The following is an 18611-nucleotide window of genomic DNA, read 5'->3' as shown; positions in this document are numbered from 1 at the left end:
ATGCAAGACGAAGACCTCAAGCTCGATGATCAGGTTCTGCAGCCGGATGCGGTTGTGGATGCTATGCAAACGCAAGCGCCTATCGCTGATCTGCAAAGCATTTCAGATGAAAATATGTCTGAAATGATTCAGGAACAAGCGCAAGAAGCTCCTGAAATGCAAGCGCCTGTCAGCATCACCAAGACGCTGGATGCCGAGCCGGTGCCCGATATCTCCACCTTGACGGCAGCCAGGGACGCGGCCGCCTTCGTGGCACAGATCTTTGCCGACCCCAGCATCTCCGATGCGGCCGATGCCGAAGTGACCGAGGTCGAGTCGCAGCCCGAAGCCGAGCTGGAAGCAGTGGTGGAGCTGCCACCTGTCCCCGTGCACTGGCCGCAAGGCGCGGCCCAGCACCTGCAGGGCCAGCGCGTGCTGATTCTGGGTCTGGGCATCTCGGGCATCGCCATGGCACGCTGGTGCGTGCGTGCCGGTGCCGAGGTCACGGTGGCCGATACGCGCGAAGCCCCGCCCTATCTGCCTGCGCTGCAGGCCGAACTGCCCGGCGTGCGCTTTGTTGCCGGCGCATTCACGGCTGCTCTGGTCGATGGCCAGAGCCTGAGTTCCGTCTATCGTTCGCCGGGCCTGAGCCCGGCCAGCGTTGCCCCGGTCTTCGATGCCGCACGCAGCATCGGCCTGCCCACGGGCGGCGAACTGGATCTGTTTGCCTTTGCGCTCAAGGGCCTGCGCGAAGCCCATGGCTATGCGCCCAAGGTGCTGGGCATCACCGGCACCAACGGCAAGACCACGGTCACCTCGCTGACCGGTCAGCTGCTGGAGCATGGCGGATTGAGCGTGGGCGTGGCCGGCAATATCGGTCCTTCGCTGCTCGACACTCTGTCCGCTCGCATCGATGCAGAGACTCTGCCACAGGCCTGGGTGCTGGAGCTGTCCAGCTTCCAGCTCGACGACTGCCGCGGCTTCGAGCCCACGGCAGCCACGGTGCTCAATATCACCCAGGACCATCTGGACTGGCATGGTGGCATGCAGGCCTATGCCGATGCCAAGGCCCATGTCTTTGGCGAGCAGGCTCTGATGGTCCTCAACCGCGAAGACCCCGTCGTCATGGCCATGCTGCCGGCGCCCGTGGCGGTGCCCGGCAAGCGCGGCAAGACTTTCCAGCGTGCCCATGTCAGCTTTGGCGGCGACATGCCGCGCCGCCCCGGAGACTTCGGTCTGGAGGTGGTCAACGGCATGACCTGGCTGGTGCGCGCCCATGAGGCCGACGAAACCAGCAAGGGCAAGAACGCCGACGATCTGCACATCGTGCGCCTGATGCCCGCCGATGCGCTGCGCATCCGCGGCCGCCACAACGCCATCAATGCGCTGTCGGCCCTGGCGCTGGCGACCGGTGCAGGATGCACGCTGGCACCGTTGCTCTACGGCCTGCGCGAATACCGGGGCGAGCCGCACCGTGTGCAGCCCGTGGGCCGGGTGGGCGATGTCGAATACTTTGATGACAGCAAGGGCACGAATGTGGGCGCCACCGTGGCAGCCCTTATGGGCCTGGGGCCGGACCACCGCATCGTGGTGATTCTGGGCGGTCTGGGCAAGGGCCAGGACTTTACGCCGCTGGCCACTCCCGTCTCGCGCTATGTGCGCGCGGCCGTGCTGATCGGCCAGGATGCGCCGCTGATTCGCGAGGCGCTTGGCGACACAGGCGTGACCCTGGTCGATGCCGCAAGCATGCAGGACGCTGTGCAGCAGGCCGCGCGTCTGGCCCATGCCAATGATGCGGTGCTGCTCTCGCCGGCCTGCGCGAGCATGGACATGTTCAAGGACTATGCGGACCGCGCCCACCAGTTTGTGGAAGTGGTGCGTGAGCTGGCGCTTGAAGCCGGCCAGCAACTGGAGGACGGCGCATGACAGCCGCCTTCCTGACCAGCCTCTCCGGCCGCATGCGCTCGTGGTTCCGCAGCGCAGAGGAAAGGCCCATCGACGTGCTGCCCGTGCGCGTAGGCGGGCCGCTGTACGACCGTCCCACCCGTACTCCGGCAAGCGTACTGGGGCTGGATCAGGCATTGATCTGGGTCGTCATCGCCTTGCTGTCCTGGAGTCTGGTCATGGTGTATTCGGCATCGATTGCGATGCCCGACAACCCGCGCTTCGGCAAGATCGAGCCCTATCACTTTCTGCTGCGCCACACCATGTCGATAGGCATGGCCTTTGTGGCCGCGCTGCTGGCCTTCCAGGTGCCCATGAATGTCTGGGAGAAGGTGGCGCGCAAGCTGTTTCTGATCTCCATTGTGTTGCTGGTGGCGGTGCTGATCCCGCATGTGGGCACGGTGGTCAACGGCGCGCGGCGCTGGCTGTCGCTGGGCATCATGAACTTCCAGCCTTCCGAGCTGGCCAAGTTCTCCATCCTGATCTACGCGGCCGACTACATGGTGCGAAAGATGGAGGTCAAGGAGCGCTTCTTCCGCGCCGTGCTGCCCATGGGTCTGGCCGTGGTCGTGGTGGGCGTGCTGCTGCTGGCCGAGCCAGACATGGGGGCTTTCATGGTGATCGTCGTGATCTCCATGGGCATTCTGTTCCTGGGCGGCGTGAATGCGCGCATGTTCTTCATCATCGCACTGCTGGTGGTGCTGGCCTTCGGCATGATCATCGCCACCTCGGAGTGGCGCCGCGAACGTATTTTTGCCTACCTTGATCCCTGGGATGAGAAGCATGCGCTGGGCAAGGGCTACCAGCTCTCGCATGCGCTGATTGCCATCGGACGGGGCGAGATCTTTGGCGTGGGCCTGGGCCGCAGCGTGGAAAAGTTGCACTGGCTGCCCGAAGCGCATACCGACTTCCTGCTGGCCGTGATCGGCGAAGAATTTGGTCTGGTCGGCCTGCTGCTGATTGCTGCCGTCTTCTTCTGGTTGACCCGCCGCATCATGCTGATCGGCCGTCAGGCCATCGCGCTGGACCGTGTCTTTGCCGGGCTGGTGGCCGAAGGCGTGGCGATCTGGATGGGCTTCCAGGCCTTTATCAACATGGGTGTGAATCTGGGCGCCTTGCCAACCAAAGGCCTGACTCTGCCGTTAATGAGTTTTGGCGGTTCGGCCATTTTGATGAATTTGATTGCGATAGCTGTGGTGCTCAGAGTCGATTACGAAAACAAGCTGCTGATGAAGGGAGGCCACGCATGAGCCTGCTCATCAAGCCAAGCAAGCCGCGCACGGCACTGGTGATGGCCGGTGGTACCGGCGGTCATATCTTCCCCGGTCTGGCCGTGGCACAGGAGTTGCGTGCGCGCGGCTGGAATGTGCACTGGCTGGGAGCGCCCGGCTCCATGGAGTCGCGCATCGTGCCGCCCCAGGGCTTTGCACTGGAGCTGATCGAATTTGGCGGCGTGCGCGGCAAGGGGCTCAAGACCCTGGTGCAACTGCCGTTCAGGCTGGCGAAGGCCTTCTCGCAGGCGCGTGCCGTGATGAAGCGCGTGCAGCCCGATGTGGTCATCGGCCTGGGCGGATACCTCACCGTGCCCGGTGGCCTGATGGCTGCGGCTTCGGGCGTGCCTGTGGTGCTGCACGAACAGAACTCCGTGGCAGGCATGGCCAACAAGGTCGTGGCCAAGGTGGCCAAGCGAGTGTTCACGGCTTTCCCCAAGGTATTTGCCAAGGGCGAATGGGTGGGCAATCCGCTGCGTCAGGCTTTCCTGGAGCAGGCCGAGCCCGCCCAGCGCTTTGCCGGCCGCAGCGGCCCGCTCAAGCTGCTGGTGGTGGGCGGCAGCCTGGGAGCCAGGGCGCTCAATGAGATCGTGCCCCAGGCTCTGGCCCTGATGCCTGCCGATCAGCGCCCCGTGGTGCTGCACCAGAGCGGTACGGCCCAGATCGATGCGTTGCGTGCCAACTATCAGGCTGCAGGCGTACAGGCCGAGCTGACTCCCTTCATCGATGACACGGCCAAGGCTTTTGCGGATGCCGATCTCGTCGTCTGCCGTGCCGGTGCCAGCACCGTGACCGAGATAGCCGCTGTAGGGGCGGCAGCGGTCTATGTGCCCTTCCCTGCTGCGGTGGATGACCACCAGACCAGCAATGCCCGCTTCCTGGTGGATGCCGGTGGCGGTTGGTTACAGCCGCAAAGTACTTTGAGCGCCCAAGGGTTGGCGGAAATGCTACAAAATATGCAGCGTGCGACGCTGTTGGAGCGCGCTGAACTCGCGAAGAAAATGCAAAAGACTGATGCCACCGCGAAGGTGGTCGCCGCTTGTGAGGAGTTGGCAGCATGAAACACGCCATTCATCACATTCACTTTGTCGGTATTGGCGGCGCCGGCATGAGCGGTATTGCAGAGGTTCTGCACAACCTGGGTTACGCCATTTCAGGCTCGGATCTGGCCGACAGCGCCACGCTGCGCCGCCTGGCGGGCCTGGGCATCAAGACCTTTGTCGGTCACGCGGCCGAGAACGTTGTTGGCAGCGATGCCGTGGTGACATCCACGGCCGTGCAGGGCGACAACCCCGAGGTTCTGGCTGCGCGCGAGAAAAAGATTCCTGTGGTTCCCCGTGCGCTGATGCTCGCCGAGCTGATGCGTTTCAAGCAGGGCATCGCCATTGCCGGAGCGCATGGCAAGACCACCACCACCAGCCTGGTGACCAGTGTGCTGGCCGAAGCCGGCCTGGACCCCACCTTCGTGATCGGCGGCAAGCTCAACAGCGCCGGCGCGAATGCCAAGCTGGGCCAGGGCGACTACATCGTGGTCGAGGCTGACGAGTCCGATGCCTCCTTTTTGAACCTGCTGCCTGTGATGGCCGTCGTTACCAATATCGACGCCGATCACATGGAAACCTACGGCCATGACTTCGGCCGCCTCAAGCAGGCCTTTGTCGATTTCCTGCATCGCATGCCGTTTTACGGGCGCGCCATCCTTTGCGTCGACAGCCCTGCCGTGCGCGAGATCCTGCCCAAGCTGGCGCGTCCGGTCACGACCTACGGCTTTGCCGAAGATGCCCAGGTGCGCGCCGTGAACGTGCGTGCCGAAGCCGGTCGCATGCGCTTTACCGTGCGCCGCCAGAACGGCCAGAGCTACCCCGATCTGGAGGTTGTGCTGAGCCTGCCCGGCGAGCACAACGTGCTCAACGCCCTGTCTGCCGTGGCGGTGGCCATGGAACTCGAGATTTCCGACGAGGCGCTGCTGCGCGCCTTGGAAGGCTTCAAGGGCGTGGGACGGCGTTTCCAGCGCTATGGCGAACTGCCGGCTGCCAATGGCGGCACGTTCACCGTCATCGACGACTACGGTCATCACCCCGTGGAAATGGCAGCCACGCTGGCTGCGGCACGCGGTGCCTTCCCGGGGCAGCGCCTGGTGCTGGCCTTCCAGCCACACCGCTACAGCCGCACACGCGACTGTTTCGAGGACTTTGTGAAGGTCATCGGCAGCGCCGACTCGGTGCTGCTGGCCGAGGTCTATGCCGCGGGCGAGGCACCCATCGTGGCTGCCGACGGTCGATCCCTGGCTCGCGCCTTGCGTGTGGCCGGCAAGGTCGAGCCTGTATTTGTGGAAAACATTGCCGATATGCCGGCAGCCATCGCTGCCAATGCGCAAGCGGGCGATGTATTGCTGTGCATGGGGGCCGGATCGATTGGCGCCGTGCCTGGGAAATTGGTTGAAATGCTTCAGAAACAAGAGCTGGCCGCGCCCGCAGGGAGCGCGCAATGAGCATGTTTGGTACAAATATCGATGTGAAGGCACTGGGCAAGGTCGCCGTGCTCATGGGCGGTCGCTCGTCCGAGCGCGAGGTCTCGCTGATGTCCGGCGCTGGTGTGCTGGCCGCACTGCAGTCCAAGGGTGTCGATGCCCACAAGTTCGACCCTGCCGAACAGGGGCTGGAGCAGCTCAAGGTGCAAGGCTTTGACCGCTGCTTCATCGCGCTGCATGGCCGCTACGGTGAGGACGGCACGGTGCAGGGTGCACTGGAGTTGCTGGACATTCCTTATACGGGTTCGGGCGTGATGGCTTCCAGCATCGCCATGGACAAGATCATGACCAAGCGCATCTGGCGCTTTGAAGGCCTGCCCACGCCGGACTGGCGCATGGTCGCTTCGGCCGGTGAAACCCGCGCCGCACTGGAAGCCCTGGGCGCTCCCATGATCGTCAAGCCCGCACGCGACGGCTCCAGCATCGGCCTGACCAAGGTGATGAATGCCGACGAATGCGCCAAGGCCTACGAGCTGGCGGCCCAGTACGACGCAGAAGTGCTGTGCGAGCAGTTCATTGCCGGTGACGAGACCACCTGCCCCGTGCTGGGCACGGGAGCCCAGGCCGGTGCGCTGCCGGTGATCCGAATCGTTGCGCCCGAAGGCAATTACGACTACCAGAACAAGTACTTCACAGATACCACGCAGTACCACTGCCCTAGCGGCCTGCCGGCTGCCGAGGAGGCCGAGATCCAGCGCATCGTGGAAAAAGCCTTCCGCACGCTGGGCTGCCGTGGCTGGGCGCGTGCCGACATCATGATTCGCGCCAGCGACCGCAAGCCTTTCTTGCTGGAGATCAATACCTCTCCAGGCATGACGGGGCATTCTCTCGTCCCCATGGCTGCGCGCGCTTCCGGCGTGAGCTACGAAAACCTGTGCCTTGGCATCCTGGCCATGAGCACGCTGGATGGAGAAGCGGAGCAGCCATGAACCGCAACCAGCCCACAGCCGTCGTCCCGTTCGACGTCAAGCTCATGAACATCACTGCCACGGTGATGTTCATGGGCTGCTTGACGGCGTGCGTGATGGCCGTGGGGTGGTGGTTGATGCGAACTCCGGCCTTCAATATCGGTCGCATCGTGGTGGAAGGCGAGCTGGTGCATAACAACGCCGTGACGCTGCGCGCCAATGTGGCGCCAGTGCTCAAAGGCAACTTCTTCACGGTGGACCTGAAGGCGGCCCAGCATGCATTCGAGCAAGTGCCCTGGGTGCAGGAGGCGCAGGTGCGCCGCGAATATCCGAACGGCTTGCGCGTTGCGCTCAAGGAGCATGTGGCCGAAGCCTTCTGGGGGGCTGAGACCGGTACCGGTCTGGTCAACAAGGCCGGCGAAGTGTTTGAAGCCAATCTGGGCGAACTGGACCGCGAAGGTCTGCCGCGTCTGCAAGGCCCCGAGGGCTCGGCACCGCGTGTTCTGCAGATGTATCGAGCGCTGGAGCCGGCCTTGAAGCCGCTCGATGTGGCGCTGGACAGCCTGACTCTGGATGCGCGTGGCAGTTGGACGCTGGTGCTGGATAACGATGCGCTGCTGGAACTGGGCGGTGGCACGACCGAAGACATATTGCAGCGCGTGCAGCGCTTTGTGCGCACGCTGCCTCAGATCACCTCTCAATACAAGCGCTCGGCTGCGGCACTGGAGTCTGCAGACCTGCGTTACGAAGACGGCTATGCCTTGCGACTCAAGGGCGTGACCACTGGAACCTCCGCGCCGGCAGCTGCTGCCAGGGCCAGACGATGAGCAGGAGCAGGGGAGCAGACATGCAAGGCGCACACAAAGACAAGACAGAACCTACCGGGGGCGGAAGCTGATATGGCAAGAGAATACAAGGATGTGATTGTTGGGCTGGATATCGGCACGGCCAAGGTCATGGCGGTGGTGGCCGAGGTCATGTCCAATGGCGAGCTCAAGCTGGCGGGCCTGGGCGTAGCCCCCAGCAACGGCTTGAAGCGCGGCGTGGTCGTGAATATCGATGCGACCGTGCAAAGCATCCAGCAGGCGCTCAAAGAGGCCGAGCTGATGGCGGATTGCAAGATCCAGCGAGTGTGTACCGGCATTACGGGCAGTCATATCCGCGGTCTGAATTCCAGCGGCATGGTGGCCATCAAGGACAAGGAAGTCTCGTCCACCGATATGGCTCGCGTGATGGAAACCGCCAAGGCCATCAATATCTCGTCCGACCAGCGCCTGCTGCTGGTCGAGGCGCAGGAGTTCGTCATTGACGGCCACGAGGTGCGCGAGCCCATCGGCATGAGCGGCATTCGCCTTGAAGCCAAGATCCATATCGTGACCGGCGCCCAGAGCGCGGCCGAGAACATCATCAAATGCGTGCGCCGCTGCGGACTGGAAGTCGAGCAGTTGCTGCTCAACCCGCTGGCGTCGGCCCAGGCCGTGCTGACTGACGACGAGCGCGAGCTGGGCGTGGCCGTGGTGGATATCGGCGCGGGAGCGACCGATGTGGCCATCTTCACCGGCGGTGCGATTCGCCACACGGCCGTGATCCCGATTGCCGGTGACCTGATCACCAGCGACATCGCCATGGCCCTGCGTACCCCCACCAAGGATGCCGAGGACATCAAGGTCGAGAGCGGCTATGCCAAGCAGTTGCTGGCCGATCCCGATGCCCAGGTCGAAGTGCCGGGCCTGGGCGACCGCAGCCCGCGCATGATCAGCAAGCAGGCCCTGGCCGGCGTGATCGAGCCCCGCGTGGAAGAGATCTTCTCGCTGGTGCAGCAGGTCATCCGCGAATCGGGCTACGAAGAAGTACTGTCCTCGGGCATCGTGCTCACGGGCGGCAGCGCCGTCATGCCCGGGATGATCGAGCTGGGCGAAGACATCTTTCTCAAGCCCGTGCGCCGCGGGCTTCCCAAATATTCCGGTGCGCTGGCCGACATGGTCGCCCAGCCCCGTGCCGCCACGGTGATGGGCCTGCTCGATGAAGCACGTCTGGCACGTCTGCGTGGCTACAAGGTGGCCCAGAAGAGCGGTTCCATGAAGACCGCTTTTGGCCGGTTCAAAGACTTCATCGTGGGGAACTTCTGATATGAGCACTTATCGCATGTTCATCACCGGACCACCACAGATGGATTTTTCGCGGTATCGACGACGAAGACCGCGAAGACCTCAAGAGTTCGAAATTTCTTTTCCACAGCAGCGACAAACCACCACTAGAGAACAGGAGCACCACCATGCCTATCGACATGATTGAAACCGAAGAATTCAACCAAGGCACGCAGATCAAGGTGATCGGCGTCGGCGGCGGCGGCGGCAACGCCGTCGACCACATGATTGAACGCAGCGTTCAGGGCGTCGAATTCATTACGGCCAATACCGATGCTCAAGCTCTGTTGCGCAGCCGCGCTCACCGCACCATCCATCTGGGTGGCAGCGGCCTGGGTGCCGGCAGCAAGCCCGACAAGGGCCGCGATGCTGCGGAAGCTGCTGTGGAAGATATTCGCGCTGCCATCGAAGGCGCGCACATGCTCTTCATTACGGCAGGCATGGGTGGTGGTACGGGTACCGGTGCATCGCCTGTGATCGCACGAGTGGCCAAGGAAATGGGCATTCTGACGGTGGGTGTGGTGACCAAGCCTTTCGAGTGGGAAGGCGGTCGCCGCATGCAGAACGCTGACGCCGGCCTGGCCGAGCTGGAGGCGAATGTGGACTCGCTGATCGTTGTGCTCAACGAAAAGCTGCTCGATGTGCTGGGCGACGATATCTCCCAGGACGAGGCTTTTGCCCATGCCAACGACGTTCTGAAGAACGCTGTGGGCGGCATTGCCGAAATCATCAACGAGTACGGCCATGTGAACGTCGACTTCGAAGACGTGCGCACCGTGATGGGCGAGCCCGGCAAGGCCATGATGGGCACGGCCAAGGCCGCCGGTCCCGATCGTGCCCGTATCGCTGCCGAGCAGGCCGTGGCCTGCCCGCTGCTGGAAGGCATCGATCTGTCCGGCGCCAAGGGCGTGCTGGTGCTGGTGACTGCAGCCAAGGGTAGCCTCAAGCTGTCCGAGTCGCGTCTGGCCATGTCCACCATCAATGCCTATGCGTCTCCCGATGCGCATGTGATCTACGGCGCTGCCTACGATGACTCGCTGGGCGACGAAATCCGCGTGACCGTGGTGGCCACCGGCCTGTCGCGTCCCAATGTGCGTCGCCAGAACATCCAGGTGGTGCAGGGCGGTCTGCGTACCGGTACCGACAACGTGGCAGTGGGTCTGCCTCCCCTGGGCGGCATGGACTACGGCACGGCCAACACCAATGTGCCCAGCGTCTGGCGCACCAACCGCACCCAGGCTTCGGAGCGCGTGAGCGCGCTGGCGTCTGGCGGCATGGACGATGTGGAGATCCCGGCGTTTCTGCGCAAGCAGGCTGATTAAGCCCCCCCTGAGCGGCTTTGCCGCTTCCCCCTCTCTGGCGCTTTGCGCCGGAGGGGGACGACACCCTCGGTGCGGGGCGGCGGGGCCGCCAAGGCCCTTCCTCGGTGTCTCTGCCTCCGAGTGCGCCAGCGCTTGAGAGTCAGCCGCAAAGGCCTTTGGATCGTTAAGGACTGATGGCCCATCAGTTCGCTGTATCGCAGCGATTAAGACAACCCTGGGTCGGCGTAAGCCGGCTCGGGGTTGTCCCATTTAAAATACCAGCATGCTTCAGCAACGTACCATCAAGACCATTTCCCGTGCCGTAGGCGTGGGCCTGCACAGCGGCCAGCGTGTCGAGTTGACGCTGCGCCCTGCCCAGCCTGATACCGGCATCGTGTTCCGTCGCGTGGACTTGCCTGAGCCTGTGGATATCCCCATTTCCGCCGAGGCAGTGACCGATACGCGCATGGCCTCGACCATCGGCAGCGGCGGAGCCAAGGTGCATACGGTAGAGCACCTGATGTCGGCCATCGCCGGTCTGGGAATCGACAACCTCTACGTGGACATCACTGCCGAAGAAGTGCCGATTCTCGATGGCTCTTCGTCCTCGTTCGTTTTTCTGCTGCAAAGCGCCGGAATCGAGTTGCAGAAAGCGCCCAAGCGCTTCATCCGCATCAAGAGCCCGATCGAGGTGCGCGAGGGCGAAGGCCAGAACCTCAAGTGGGCGCGCTTCGATCCCTACCATGGCTTCAAGCTGCGCTTCGAGATCGACTTCGCTCACCCAGCCGTGGACTCCACGGGGCAGTGCGTGGAGTTCGACATGGGTCTGGACAACTACACACGCGACATCGCCCGCGCCCGCACCTTCGGCTTCACCAAGGATGTGGAAATGCTGCGCAACAATGGCCTGGCACTGGGCGGCGGGCTGGACAACGCCATCGTCATGGATGACTACAAGGTCCTGAACAGCGACGGCCTGCGCTATGACGACGAGTTTGCCAAGCACAAGATCCTTGACGCGATCGGCGACCTGTACCTGATCGGCAAGCCCATTCTCGGTGCCTACAGCGCCTTTCGCTCGGGTCACGGCCTCAACAACAAGCTGCTGCGCGCAATGACCGAGCAGCCCGAGACTTGGGAGCTCGTGACCTTCGAGGGCGAGCGCCAGGCTCCTCAGGGCTTTGCCATGCCCGCTCAGGCCTGGTGAGCGAGACCTCCATGTTGATCTTTCGCTGGCTGGCCACCTTGCTGATTCTGGCTTCGGCATTGAGCTTTGCCTTCTATCTGGGAACCGGCAAGGCGCACTACAAGCGCCTGGGCTTTTTGCTGTTCAAGTGGACGGTGATTGCCGGTCTGGCCTTTTTTGCCGTGATGTTTGTCGGACGCATCATCTGAGAACTAATGAATATTGATAGCGGCTTGCCAAATCCGGCTTGGCGTTTCATAGGTTTCTGTTCTGTAAACAGCGCGCAAAAAGTGGTAAATCGGCAGTTGCTCACTTCTTGCGGCGCCGAAATTGGGTAAAGATGGATCTGCTGCGGCTGCCATGACCGGCCGCACACCTTGTTGACCGAAACAATTCGACAAAGGAGTACCCATGTCCCGTTTGACTACCCGCATTCTTTCTGCCTCCATTGCCGCCTGCCTGGGTCTGGGCAGTCTGGCCGTTCAGGCTCAGCCCGGCCCGCCACCCGGCCGCGGCAATGGACATGGAGCGCAGGACATGCGCCATGGCGGTCGCCATGATGATCGTGGTCGGCATGAGCAGCGCCATGACAGGCGCGACGACCGACGTGCCGATCATCACGACAATGGTCGCCGTGGCGGTGGTCCCGACCATAACTGGTACAAGGGCAGTCGCGTGCCGCCGCAATACCGCAGCCAGCACTATGTGGTGAATGACTGGCGCGGCCACCATCTGTCGGCGCCGCCGCGTGGCTATCACTGGATTCAGAACGGCGGCGACTATCTGCTGGTTGCCATTGCCACAGGCGTGATTGCCTCCATGGTGCTGAGCAATTACTAAACCGTGAAACCTCTCGAAAAGCCGTGGCCTGCCGCGGCTTTTTTGTATGTAAAGGAGTCCTGTAAAGCAGGCTCAGTTTGGGTCATGCAATTGACCATCCCCAGAATCTGGCCGAACATTCTGCGGACGCACTGCAATGCAGATCGGGAGCGGATCACGGAGGGTTGGCCTTATATGCGAAGAGTCGATGTACCGACCAGGGATGGGCATTCCATCGTGCTGACACGCATCGGCCCCGCGCGGGGGGCGGTGGTGGTCGTGACGCACGGCACGTTTTCCAGCGCATCCTCATGCCAGAGGCTGGGTCGATTCCTCGCTGCGCAGGGTTTTGGCGTCTGGCTTTTCGATTGGCGAGGACATGGGCTGAATCAGTCAGTCAGCCACGATTACGACCTGGAAACTGTGGCCGAGCATGACGTTGACAGGCGCTCTTCAAGAGATTCTCCGCCAGGAGCAAGGTCGCTCCATGGTATTCATCGGGCATAGTGGTGGGGGCATTGCAGCGGCCATCTGGGCAGCGCGCCAGCCCGAGCGTGCGCAGGCGCATCTGGCCGGTCTCGTGTTGCTGGCCGCTCAGACGACCCATGCAGCTGCAACCTTTTCAGCGCGGATCGCAATCCACGGGTACAGGGCCTGGATAGACCGTAGGCAATGGTTGATCGCAAGCTCAATGGTGGGCCCCGAGAGGGAGAGCGCTCGCCTGATGCGGCAGTGGTGCCATTGGAACCTGCGCCGCAGCTTTGTCGGGAAGGACGGCATGGATTATCCGAGCAGTCTGGCCCAGGTTCGGATTCCCGTTCTGGCACTGGCAGGATCTGCGGACCGTGTGATCGCTCCCTGGCGGGGCTGCGAAGCCCTTGCCAGGGCCTTCGCAGGGCCTGATGTGGAGTTTCTGCTATGCGGCAAGGCCGCAGGCTTTGCGGAGGACTACAGCCACAGTCGGTTGCTGATGTCCGGCAATGCGCAATCCGATGTGTTTCCCAGGATCGCGCAGTGGATCAGGCTCAGGTCCGTACTGGATCAATAGACCCGTCCGCCCCGGTACATGGCATGTTGCTTGCGGTGCAGATCGGTGGACTTGGCCATCAGCCCCATGGCGGCAGCAGCATGGGCATGGGTGATGGCTAGTCCCAGCGCGTCGGCGGCATCGGTGCCGGGCAGGCCGGGCAGTTGCAGCAGCCGTTTGACCATTTCCTGGATCTGGCTCTTGGCTGCGCGACCATGGCCGACTACGGCTTTTTTCATCTGCAGGGCGGTGTATTCGGAAACCGCGAGATTGGCGTTGACCAGGGCCGTCAGCGCCGCACCACGGGCCTGGCCCAGCAGCAGCGTGGACTGGGGGTTGACGTTGACGAAGACGATTTCCACGGCAGCCACCTCGGGCTGGTAGCGTGAGGCGACTTCGGAGATGCCGTCGAACAGCACCTTGAGACGGCCCGGCAGGTCGCCGAGTTCCATCTTGTTGGTGCGTATGGTGCCGCTGGCCACATAGGACAGGCGCTGGCCTTCCATGTCGATGACGCCAAAGCCCGTGGTCTGCAGGCCAGGGTCGATTCCTAGAATTCGCATGGCTGTCGATTATCCACGTACAAAACCTTCACGCTCCATGCGGGTGACAGCAAGCAAGAGCCGCCTCGCGTCCCTCTCGGAGGAAGGCACGGGGCCGCCCTGGCGAAGCGCCTCAGGGGGGTGTCACCATCGGTATATAGCGCGCAATCGTGCGACTGCGCTGCGCCAGATAGCGCGATTGCGGCATTTTCTCGAAGCGCTTGGGTGCCGGAAGCATGGCGGCAAGTCGTGCTGCCTCAGCCGCATTGAGCTGGGCGGCACTCTTGCGGAAGTAATGCCGGGCGGCGGCCTCGGCGCCGAACACGCCCTGGCCCCATTCCACATTGTTGAGGTAGATCTCCAGAATGCGCTGCTTGCTCAGCATCAGCTCCAGCAATTGCGCCAGCACCAGCTCCTGCCCCTTGCGCAGAAAATTGCGTTCCCCCGACAGCAGCAGGTTCTTGGCCAGCTGCTGGGTGATGGTGGAGCCACCATAGACCTTGGCAGGCTTGCTGCTGCTTCCGGCTTTTTCTGCCTGCATGGCCCTGGACTCGGCTTTGGCGTTGCGCTGCCAGGCCCTCTGAACGGCATCCCATTCCACGCCGTGGTGGTCCATGAAGCCGGCATCTTCGGAGGCGATCACCGCGCGCTTGAGGTTGCTGGAGATCTGGCCGTAGTCCACCCATTGCTGGCGCCAGCGCAGGCCCTCACTGCTGTGGGCAAGCTGCCAGGCTTCGGAGCGCTGATAGCTGGTGGACTCTGGATCCGACCAGGCCATGACTGCGATGCGTGCTACAAAAAACAATTGCAGCAACAGACCTGCGCAGAGCACAAGCAGTAGCAGTCGGCCAAGAGCTTTCATGGTGCCTGGTGATTTCAATGTGCCGCTTCGGCCTGCAGCAAGGCACGCAACTCGGCCAGCACCTGCGCCGACGGTGGACGCACGCCGCGCCACAAGGCAAAGGATTCAGCAGCTTGCTCCACCAGCATGCCCAGGCCATCACGCGCCAGCGCGCCATGACTGCTGGCCCAGTCCAGAAAATTCTGGGCGGCGGGGCCATACATCATGTCATAGGCCAGACTGCGTGCATGCAGCACGCTGGCTGGCGCGGGCACATCAGCCCCGGCCAGGCTGCTGGCCGTGGCGTTGATGATGATGTCGAAGTTTTGAGTTGGATCGGCCTCCAGTGCTTGTCTGTCAAGCGTAAGAAGCTCTACTTTATGTAGCGTGGCCATGGCCGCGTGCTGCTCAACCAGCGCCACGGCCTTGGCCTGCGTGCGGTTGGTGACGACGATGCGGTGCGGCTGTTGCTCGATCAGCGAACCCAGTGCCCCGGCTGCTGCGCCACCCGCACCCAGCAGCAGCAGATCGCGCCCGGTGATGGGCACTCCGGCATTGCGGGTGATGTCGGCCACGATGCCCAGGCCATCGGTGTTGTCGGCATGAATGCCGCTGGCGCTGAATACCAGCGTATTGGCAGCACCAGCCAGCCGCACGCGCTCGCTGGTGCTGGTGGCCAGCTCGGCCGCCTGCAGCTTGAAGGGAACGGTCACATTGCAGCCCTTGCCGCCGCGCGCGGCAAAGTCGCGCACAAAGTCGGCAAAGCCATCCAGCGGCACCAGGGCGCGGTCATAGCTGACGGGCTGGCCGGTCAGCTCGGCAAAGCGGGCATGAATCCAGGGGGAGCGGCTATGGGCAACGGGGTTGCCCATGACGCAGTAGGCATCAAGCGTATTTGTCATAAAAAGGCTGAAAGAAATCGCTGAGCAGAGTTGGATACGCGTTGGGACAGTGGCCTGTGAAACCGGCTAGGCCTAAGCCGAGGCAGCCGCGCAAGGGCCATCCCGCCGCGCTGGCTGCGTTCCCCGCCCGCAAGCGAAGCGATGCGAGAGCGGGGGAAGACGCCGAAGGCGGCACAGGAGGTCACCTTATGTCTGTTTCCAGTGTCTGCTCGCGCGTGAACTTGAAGCGCGAGACGACGGCGATCTGATCGGCCTTGGTACGCATGGCCGGGCCGAAGTGGCCGTAAGGGGCTGCGGCGCGGGCAATGGCCTCGGCACGGGTATCGAGCATGCGGTTGCCCGAGCCCTGCACCACCTCGGTGGAAAGCACGCGGCCGTCATGATTCACGGTCAGGATCATGACCAGCTCGCCATACAGCTTCTTGCCCTTGTTCTCGGGGAAGTTTTCCGTGCCCTTGTCTTCCACCTTGCGGCGCAGCGCATCGTAGTAGACGGCGTACACGGCCTCCTTGGTGGCGGGGCTGATATAGCGCTTCTTGGGGCGGGCGTTTTCCGCGTTGATACGCTTTTCAATCTCCGCCAGCAGCTTGATGAGCTGCAAGCGCTTTTCTTCCTGTGCCTCCAGGGCCTTGTTGTCGGCGCTCAGCCGCGGGTCTATGGGGGGCAGCGCGGCCACTTGCTGGCGCAGCTGGGTCAGCAACTGATTCTGCTGCTCCTGCATGGCATCGAGCTGGCGCTGTTTTTCCTCGAAATCGTCGCCCACTGTCGTCAGGGCCGAGTAGGGCATGGGACTGGTGGCCCGGCCCCGGTCGGCATCGCCGCCGCCGGCCAGCGAGGTCTGGGCAATGGCCTGGGCCTTGTCCGGCGTCTCGTTGGCGCGGGCATTGACCAGAATCACTTCCAGAGGCGTGTCCTGAAACACGCGCTCAAAGCGTTCCGGGTCCACGAAGCGGACGGTCAGCAACACGGCATGGACGACGATGGACACGCCCAGCGCCAGCTGCAGCGTACTCAGTCGTCGAAGAGAGGTGGGCAGTTTCACGGCAGCGTCAGAGCGATGAGGTGTGGAGATCAGGACTTGGGCTGGTCTGCAGCGGGATCGGCGTCGTTCATGTCCACTGCAATGGAGATGGGGCCGGCCACGGTTTCTTCATCGTCCTCGCCGCTGTCCTCGCCTTCGCTTTCGGCCTCGGCTCCTGCATCCAGGCGCTCGATCAGCGTGCCCGAGATGTCCAGCGAGATCTCGTCGATCTCGCCGAGCTTGACGCGCACATGGGCGCCGCGCGGCAGGTTCTGCGCACCCAGCACGGGCAGTACCAGAGGCAGATTGTCGGCGCGCACCAGGAAGGAGCCGTTGGGGCCTTCCTTGAACACGCTGGCCGTCAGTTCGCTGATGCCGTTCTGCTCAAGATACTTGAGCGTCCAGAAACGCTCCATGCCGGCCTGATAGCCGTTGTAGGCGCTGTAGGCGCCGTCAAAGCTGCTGATGATGCCGAACAGCTCGGCGTCCTTGGGCTTGAAGGGCGCTGCCAGGGCAGCCGTCTTGCCATGGCGGGCGCAGGCAATGATCTGCCACTGATTGACAAGGTCCACATAGCGTCGCAGCGGGGAGGTGGCCCAGGAGTAGGCTTTCACACCGATGCCGGCATGGGGCAAGGCCTTGGTGCTCATGCGTACCTTGACGCCGGGTGCCAAGCTGGCCTGGCTGCGGTAGATGCCGGGCACACCGTGCTCGGCCAGCATCAGTCCCCAGGTGCTGTTGGCCACGATGGCGGCCTCGGCCACGATCAGGTCCAGCGGCGCGCCGCGCTTGCGCACGGTGATCTGCACCTGCTCGCTGCCATTGGGCTCGGCGCCGTCGTTGCCGACGAGACGGAAGTTGTAGTCCGGGCGGTTGAAGTTCTCGGGCTTGCCGCGCACCACTTCGCGATTGGCCTTGAGGAACTTGGACCAGCGCTGCAAAAAGGTGAGCTCCTTGCGCTTGCCCAGCAATGAATCAGGCGTATTTTCAACCTCGATTGAGGAGTCGGTCAGCCATTCCTCGGTGACGATGTGATCGAGCTTGTCATAGCGGAAGTTGACCTCCACGGGCACGCGCTCGAGACGGGTTTCGCTGGAGATGGTCTCCAGCGTCTCCTCGTTGATCTGCACATACAGCGAGACCGCGGGGTTGGAGCGGCCCTCATCCAGCGTGTAGATATGCACCACGTCGTCGGGCAGCATGGTGATCTTGTAGCCGGGCATGTAGACGGTGGACAGGCGGGCGCGGCCCAGCTTGTCCAGCTCGCCGCCGGGCGTGATGGCCAGACCGGGGGCGGCAATGTGGATGCCCACGGTGACGGTGCCCGTGCCCAGGCCCGTGACGGACAGCGCATCGTCGATTTCGGTGGTGGCCGAGTCGTCGATGGAAAAAGCCTTTACATCGGCCACGGGCAGGTCGGCCGGTGGCTGGGGGGCCTGCACAGAGGGGAAGCCCGTGCCCTTGGGGAAGTTGTCGAACAGGAAGCGCTTCCAGTGAAACTGGTAGGAAGAGTCGATGGCGCCTGCGCGGTGCAGCAGCTCCAGTGGGGCCAGCTTGGTGGCGCGGCTGGCATCGACCACGGCCTTGTATTCGGCAGCGTTCTTGTCGGGCTTGAACAGAATCTTGTAGAGCTGTTCGCGGATCGCCTGCGGGCATTCGCCGCGGCCCAGTTCCTCGGCCCAGGCGTCGATCTGTGCCTGAATCTGCTTTTTCTTCTCGATGGCGGCAAGGGCTTGCTGCAGGATTTCTGCAGGAGCCTTCTTGAAGCGGCCCTTGCCCGCACGACGGAAATAGTGCGGTGCGTCGTACAGGCAGAACAGCGCACCGGCCTGCTGGGCCAGCGTCGCGGATTCGGAAAAATAGTCACGCGCCAGGTCGGCAAAGCCGAACTCTTCCTCGGGCGCAAATTCCCAGGCCAGATCCAGGTCGATCTCGGCGGCCTGGGCCTGGCCCTGAGCGACCAACTCGGCAGGTGCCGGCTTCTCGAACTTGAGCAGGATATTGGCGGCCTTGACCTTGACCCGCTTGCCCGAGTCCAGCTCGACTTGGGCAGAGGATTCGGCTTCGGAGAGGATGCGCCCGGCCAGAAATTTGCCGGCTTCTTCAAACAGTGCGTGCATAACCGCGCATTTTCCCACGAGCCGAACATTCGGCGCTCAGAAGTGATTCAGTTCATGCTTGAGGTCGGTCAAT

At 63.0% G+C, this 18611-nt stretch carries 19 protein-coding genes; 13 read left to right on the top strand and 6 right to left on the bottom strand.

Features of this window, described 5'->3' with window-relative positions:
- The 10 genes from murD to AAIL67_RS23115 all read left to right on the top strand — a co-directional run bounded on the left by murD (position 1) and on the right by AAIL67_RS23115 (position 11475).
- Positions 1–1905 carry a UDP-N-acetylmuramoyl-L-alanine--D-glutamate ligase gene (gene murD / locus AAIL67_RS23160; protein ID WP_343485212.1) on the top strand — a complete coding sequence of 635 codons (1905 nt, stop codon included), beginning with the start codon at positions 1–3 and terminating at the stop codon, positions 1903–1905.
- Complete coding sequence (ftsW, locus tag AAIL67_RS23155; RefSeq protein WP_012839829.1) at positions 1902–3173, top strand: putative lipid II flippase FtsW; 1272 nt, start codon at positions 1902–1904, stop codon at positions 3171–3173. The genes murD and ftsW overlap by 4 nt, the downstream gene beginning before the upstream one ends.
- Positions 3170–4255 carry an undecaprenyldiphospho-muramoylpentapeptide beta-N-acetylglucosaminyltransferase gene (murG, locus tag AAIL67_RS23150; protein ID WP_034354334.1) on the top strand — a complete coding sequence of 362 codons (1086 nt, stop codon included), beginning with the start codon at positions 3170–3172 and terminating at the stop codon, positions 4253–4255. The genes ftsW and murG overlap by 4 nt, the downstream gene beginning before the upstream one ends.
- Positions 4252–5685 carry a UDP-N-acetylmuramate--L-alanine ligase gene (murC, locus tag AAIL67_RS23145; protein WP_003081129.1) on the top strand — a complete coding sequence of 478 codons (1434 nt, stop codon included), beginning with the start codon at positions 4252–4254 and terminating at the stop codon, positions 5683–5685. The genes murG and murC overlap by 4 nt, the downstream gene beginning before the upstream one ends.
- Positions 5682–6653 (top strand): D-alanine--D-alanine ligase, encoded by a 972-nt coding sequence (locus AAIL67_RS23140; RefSeq protein WP_063663889.1) that lies wholly within the window; start codon positions 5682–5684, stop codon positions 6651–6653. Before murC ends, AAIL67_RS23140 begins: the two co-directional genes overlap by 4 nt.
- Positions 6650–7459 (top strand): cell division protein FtsQ/DivIB, encoded by an 810-nt coding sequence (locus AAIL67_RS23135; RefSeq protein ID WP_034354328.1) that lies wholly within the window; start codon positions 6650–6652, stop codon positions 7457–7459. The genes AAIL67_RS23140 and AAIL67_RS23135 overlap by 4 nt, the downstream gene beginning before the upstream one ends.
- A 72-nt stretch (positions 7460–7531) precedes the next feature.
- Complete coding sequence (ftsA, locus tag AAIL67_RS23130; protein ID WP_003051293.1) at positions 7532–8761, top strand: cell division protein FtsA; 1230 nt, start codon at positions 7532–7534, stop codon at positions 8759–8761.
- A 146-nt stretch (positions 8762–8907) separates the two neighbouring features.
- Positions 8908–10101 (top strand): cell division protein FtsZ, encoded by a 1194-nt coding sequence (ftsZ, locus tag AAIL67_RS23125; RefSeq protein ID WP_003068965.1) that lies wholly within the window; start codon positions 8908–8910, stop codon positions 10099–10101.
- 262 nt (positions 10102–10363) lie between these two features.
- Complete coding sequence (gene lpxC / locus AAIL67_RS23120; RefSeq protein ID WP_343485211.1) at positions 10364–11287, top strand: UDP-3-O-acyl-N-acetylglucosamine deacetylase; 924 nt, start codon at positions 10364–10366, stop codon at positions 11285–11287.
- A gap of 11 nt (positions 11288–11298) precedes the next feature.
- A complete protein-coding gene (locus tag AAIL67_RS23115) occupies positions 11299–11475 on the top strand; it encodes a hypothetical protein (protein ID WP_003068960.1) in 177 nt (58 codons plus the stop codon).
- A gap of 3 nt (positions 11476–11478) precedes the next feature.
- Here AAIL67_RS23115 and AAIL67_RS23110 read toward each other — a convergent pair whose 3' ends face one another.
- Complete coding sequence (locus AAIL67_RS23110) at positions 11479–11679, bottom strand: hypothetical protein (RefSeq protein WP_131324648.1); 201 nt, start codon at positions 11677–11679, stop codon at positions 11479–11481.
- On the opposite strand from AAIL67_RS23110, the gene AAIL67_RS23105 reads away from it, so the two are divergent.
- The 3 genes from AAIL67_RS23105 (at position 11678) to AAIL67_RS23095 (ending at position 13133) form a co-directional block, all read left to right on the top strand.
- Positions 11678–12106, top strand: coding sequence for an RcnB family protein (locus tag AAIL67_RS23105; RefSeq protein ID WP_034354321.1), 429 nt, complete (start codon positions 11678–11680; stop codon positions 12104–12106). The genes AAIL67_RS23110 and AAIL67_RS23105 overlap by 2 nt on opposite strands.
- Positions 12107–12190: 84 nt before the next feature.
- Positions 12191–12592: an alpha/beta fold hydrolase gene (locus AAIL67_RS23100; protein WP_343485210.1), complete on the top strand. Its 402-nt coding sequence runs from the start codon at positions 12191–12193 to the stop codon at positions 12590–12592.
- Positions 12519–13133, top strand: a complete 615-nt coding sequence (locus AAIL67_RS23095; RefSeq protein ID WP_343485209.1) for an alpha/beta hydrolase — start codon at positions 12519–12521, stop codon at positions 13131–13133. Before AAIL67_RS23100 ends, AAIL67_RS23095 begins: the two co-directional genes overlap by 74 nt.
- Here the strand turns inward: AAIL67_RS23095 and ruvC are convergent.
- From ruvC to AAIL67_RS23070, 5 genes are all read right to left on the bottom strand, one after another.
- The gene (gene ruvC, locus AAIL67_RS23090) at positions 13127–13675 is read right to left on the bottom strand and encodes a crossover junction endodeoxyribonuclease RuvC (protein ID WP_034354317.1); all 549 of its coding nucleotides are present in this window, start codon (positions 13673–13675) and stop codon (positions 13127–13129) included. The genes AAIL67_RS23095 and ruvC overlap by 7 nt on opposite strands.
- A 112-nt stretch (positions 13676–13787) precedes the next feature.
- A complete protein-coding gene (gene mtgA, locus AAIL67_RS23085; RefSeq protein WP_343485208.1) occupies positions 13788–14516 on the bottom strand; it encodes a monofunctional biosynthetic peptidoglycan transglycosylase in 729 nt (242 codons plus the stop codon).
- Between the two features lie 14 nt (positions 14517–14530).
- On the bottom strand, positions 14531–15397 hold the full coding sequence (aroE, locus tag AAIL67_RS23080) for a shikimate dehydrogenase (protein ID WP_343485207.1): 867 nt from the start codon (positions 15395–15397) through the stop codon (positions 14531–14533).
- Between the two features lie 181 nt (positions 15398–15578).
- The gene (locus AAIL67_RS23075) at positions 15579–16439 is read right to left on the bottom strand and encodes a TonB family protein (protein WP_343485206.1); all 861 of its coding nucleotides are present in this window, start codon (positions 16437–16439) and stop codon (positions 15579–15581) included.
- A gap of 29 nt (positions 16440–16468) precedes the next feature.
- On the bottom strand, positions 16469–18538 hold the full coding sequence (locus AAIL67_RS23070; protein ID WP_063663897.1) for an RNB domain-containing ribonuclease: 2070 nt from the start codon (positions 18536–18538) through the stop codon (positions 16469–16471).
- Positions 18539–18611: the final 73 nt, after the last annotated feature.

Source organism: Comamonas sp. A7-5 (assembly GCF_039581385.1).
In the GTDB taxonomy this organism is placed as follows: domain Bacteria; phylum Pseudomonadota; class Gammaproteobacteria; order Burkholderiales; family Burkholderiaceae_C; genus Comamonas; species Comamonas thiooxydans.
Note: the sequence above shows the minus strand (reverse complement) of the source record. Positions and strands in the feature narration are given on the sequence as shown.

Bases quoted from the DNA above. Each gene is read 5' to 3' on its own strand.
- murD (WP_343485212.1), top strand. From the start codon at position 1: ATGCAAGACGAAGACCTCAAGCTCGATGATCAGGTTCTGCAGCCGGAT.
- ftsW (WP_012839829.1), top strand. From the start codon at position 1,902: ATGACAGCCGCCTTCCTGACCAGCCTCTCCGGCCGCATGCGCTCGTGG.
- murG (WP_034354334.1), top strand. From the start codon at position 3,170: ATGAGCCTGCTCATCAAGCCAAGCAAGCCGCGCACGGCACTGGTGATG.
- murC (WP_003081129.1), top strand. From the start codon at position 4,252: ATGAAACACGCCATTCATCACATTCACTTTGTCGGTATTGGCGGCGCC.
- AAIL67_RS23140 (WP_063663889.1), top strand. From the start codon at position 5,682: ATGAGCATGTTTGGTACAAATATCGATGTGAAGGCACTGGGCAAGGTC.
- AAIL67_RS23135 (WP_034354328.1), top strand. From the start codon at position 6,650: ATGAACCGCAACCAGCCCACAGCCGTCGTCCCGTTCGACGTCAAGCTC.
- ftsA (WP_003051293.1), top strand. From the start codon at position 7,532: ATGGCAAGAGAATACAAGGATGTGATTGTTGGGCTGGATATCGGCACG.
- ftsZ (WP_003068965.1), top strand. From the start codon at position 8,908: ATGCCTATCGACATGATTGAAACCGAAGAATTCAACCAAGGCACGCAG.
- lpxC (WP_343485211.1), top strand. From the start codon at position 10,364: ATGCTTCAGCAACGTACCATCAAGACCATTTCCCGTGCCGTAGGCGTG.
- AAIL67_RS23115 (WP_003068960.1), top strand. From the start codon at position 11,299: ATGTTGATCTTTCGCTGGCTGGCCACCTTGCTGATTCTGGCTTCGGCA.
- AAIL67_RS23105 (WP_034354321.1), top strand. From the start codon at position 11,678: ATGTCCCGTTTGACTACCCGCATTCTTTCTGCCTCCATTGCCGCCTGC.
- AAIL67_RS23110 (WP_131324648.1), bottom strand. From the start codon at position 11,679: ATGGGTACTCCTTTGTCGAATTGTTTCGGTCAACAAGGTGTGCGGCCG.
- AAIL67_RS23100 (WP_343485210.1), top strand. From the start codon at position 12,191: ATGCAATTGACCATCCCCAGAATCTGGCCGAACATTCTGCGGACGCAC.
- AAIL67_RS23095 (WP_343485209.1), top strand. From the start codon at position 12,519: ATGACGTTGACAGGCGCTCTTCAAGAGATTCTCCGCCAGGAGCAAGGT.
- ruvC (WP_034354317.1), bottom strand. From the start codon at position 13,675: ATGCGAATTCTAGGAATCGACCCTGGCCTGCAGACCACGGGCTTTGGC.
- mtgA (WP_343485208.1), bottom strand. From the start codon at position 14,516: ATGAAAGCTCTTGGCCGACTGCTACTGCTTGTGCTCTGCGCAGGTCTG.
- aroE (WP_343485207.1), bottom strand. From the start codon at position 15,397: ATGACAAATACGCTTGATGCCTACTGCGTCATGGGCAACCCCGTTGCC.
- AAIL67_RS23070 (WP_063663897.1), bottom strand. From the start codon at position 18,538: ATGCACGCACTGTTTGAAGAAGCCGGCAAATTTCTGGCCGGGCGCATC.